Raw genomic sequence first — 1,867 nt, 5'->3', positions numbered from 1 at the left:
CTGTCGCACACCGCCTGCCCCACCAGGTGACTGGAGATCGTCCACACCTTCAGCCCGTGCTTGTCCAGCACCTCCAGCTTGCGCGGAATGTAGGAGTCATCCGCCAGCGCCTTGTCGACCTCGAAATGATCCCCCCAGCACGCGATCTCCAGGCCGTCATACCCCCACTCCCCGGCCAGACGGCACACCTCCTCGAACGGCAGATCGGCCCACTGGCCGGTGAACAACGTGATCGGTCGCGTCATGTCCGCTCTCCTTCTCGGTGTCGGAATGCTCAGGCCCGCGCCGCGCGGACGGTCCCGTCCCCGGATCCGCCCGCGCGGCGCGCACGTGGGCCGTCAGGGGATGGGGGTCCAGCGGCTGTCGTTGGCGGCGCTGTCGGCGACCGCCTCCAGCACCCGCTGCACCCGCAGGCCGTCGGCGAACGAGGGAGCCGGGTCGGTGCCCTCGCCGATGGCCTCCAGGAAGTCCTTCACCTCGTGGGTGAAGGTGTGCTCGTAGCCGAGCCCGTGCCCCGGCGGCCACCAGGCACCCGCGTACGGATGCCCGGACTCGGTGACCAGCACCCGCCGGAACCCCGCCTCCTCCGCCGCCAGCGTGTGATCGTGGAACCACAGCTCGTTCATCGACTCGAAGTCGAAGGCGAGGCTCCCGAGCTCCCCGTTCACCTCGATGCGCATCGCGTTCTTGCGCCCACTGGCGAAACGGGTCGCCTCGAACGACCCCACGGCGCCGCCGGAGAACCGGCCGAGGAACAGGGCCGCGTCGTCGACGGTGACCGTGCCGGTCTCCCCGGCGCCCTCGGAGGCGTCCGCGGCGAGCCCGGCCGACTCCTCGGCCAGCGGGCGCTCCTTGACGAAGGTCTCGGTGATGGCCGACACGCCCGTCAGGCTCTGCCCGGTGATGTACTGGGCGGTGTCCACGATGTGGGAGCCGATGTCGCCCAGCGCGCCCGACCCCGCCTTGTCCTTCTGCAACCGCCACACCAGCGGGAACTGCGGGTCGACGATCCAGTCCTGGAGGTACTGGGCGCGGACGTGCCGCAGTCGCCCGAGCCGCCCTTCGGCGACCCACTGGCGGGCCAGCGCGACGGCCGGGACCCGCCGGTAGTTGAAGGCCACCATGCTGCGCACGCCCCGCGCCGCCGCGCGCTCGGCGGCCGCGACCATCGCCTCGGCCTCGGCCACGGTGTTGGCCAGCGGCTTCTCGCACAGTACGTGCTTGCCCGCCTCCAGCGCGGCGATGGCGATCTCGGCGTGGGAGTCGCCGGGCGTGCAGATGTCGACGATCTGCACGTCGTCCCGCGCGACGAGGTCCTTCCAGTCGGTCTCGACCGCGGCCCAGCCGAGGCTCGCGGCGGCGGCGGCCGTGCGGTCGCCGGAACGACCGGACAGCGCGGCCATGACCGGGGTCACCGGCAGGTCGAAGAACGCCCCCACACTGCGCCATGCCTGGGAGTGCACGCGCCCCATGAACGCGTACCCGACCATGCCGACCCCGAGTGCGGCCCTGGTGTCAGTCACGAAAAACCCCCGAATCAGGATTCGAATCCGAGCGGCAGATACTTCTGCGCGTTGTCCTTGGTGACGGTCTCCGACGTCAGCGTGATCGACTGCGGCACCTGCTGCTCGACCAGGTCGCTCAGACCCTTGCCCTGGGCGATGAGCCGCGCCAGCTTGATCGCCGAAGCCGCCATCGTCGGGCTGTAGGTCACCGTCGCCTTCAGCACACCGCTGTCAGCCGCGATGTCGCGCATCGCGTTCGCCGACCCAGCGCCGCCCACCATGAAGAACTCGTTGCGCCCGGCCTCCTTCACCGCCGCCAGCACACCGATGCCCTGGTCGTCGTCGTGGTTCCAGATCGCGTC

Annotated in this window: 1 protein-coding gene and 2 pseudogenes; all 3 read right to left on the bottom strand. The window is 70.6% G+C overall.

Translation table 11 applies throughout. The features are described 5' to 3' along the window. Nucleotides 1–245 (bottom strand): annotated as a pseudogene (locus ACWEN6_RS40850) (sugar phosphate isomerase/epimerase); the annotation flags it as partial. 93 nt (nt 246–338) lie between these two features. Beyond that, a complete protein-coding gene (locus tag ACWEN6_RS40845; protein WP_452577590.1) occupies nt 339–1,523 on the bottom strand; it encodes a Gfo/Idh/MocA family protein in 1,185 nt (394 codons plus the stop codon). Nucleotides 1,524–1,537: 14 nt separating this feature from the next. Continuing rightward, nucleotides 1,538–1,867: pseudogene (locus ACWEN6_RS40840) on the bottom strand (sugar ABC transporter substrate-binding protein); the annotation flags it as partial.

The organism is Sphaerisporangium sp. NPDC004334 (assembly GCF_053602655.1).
The sequence above is the reverse complement of the archived record's forward strand: the minus strand, read 5'-3'. Positions and strand labels throughout refer to the sequence as shown.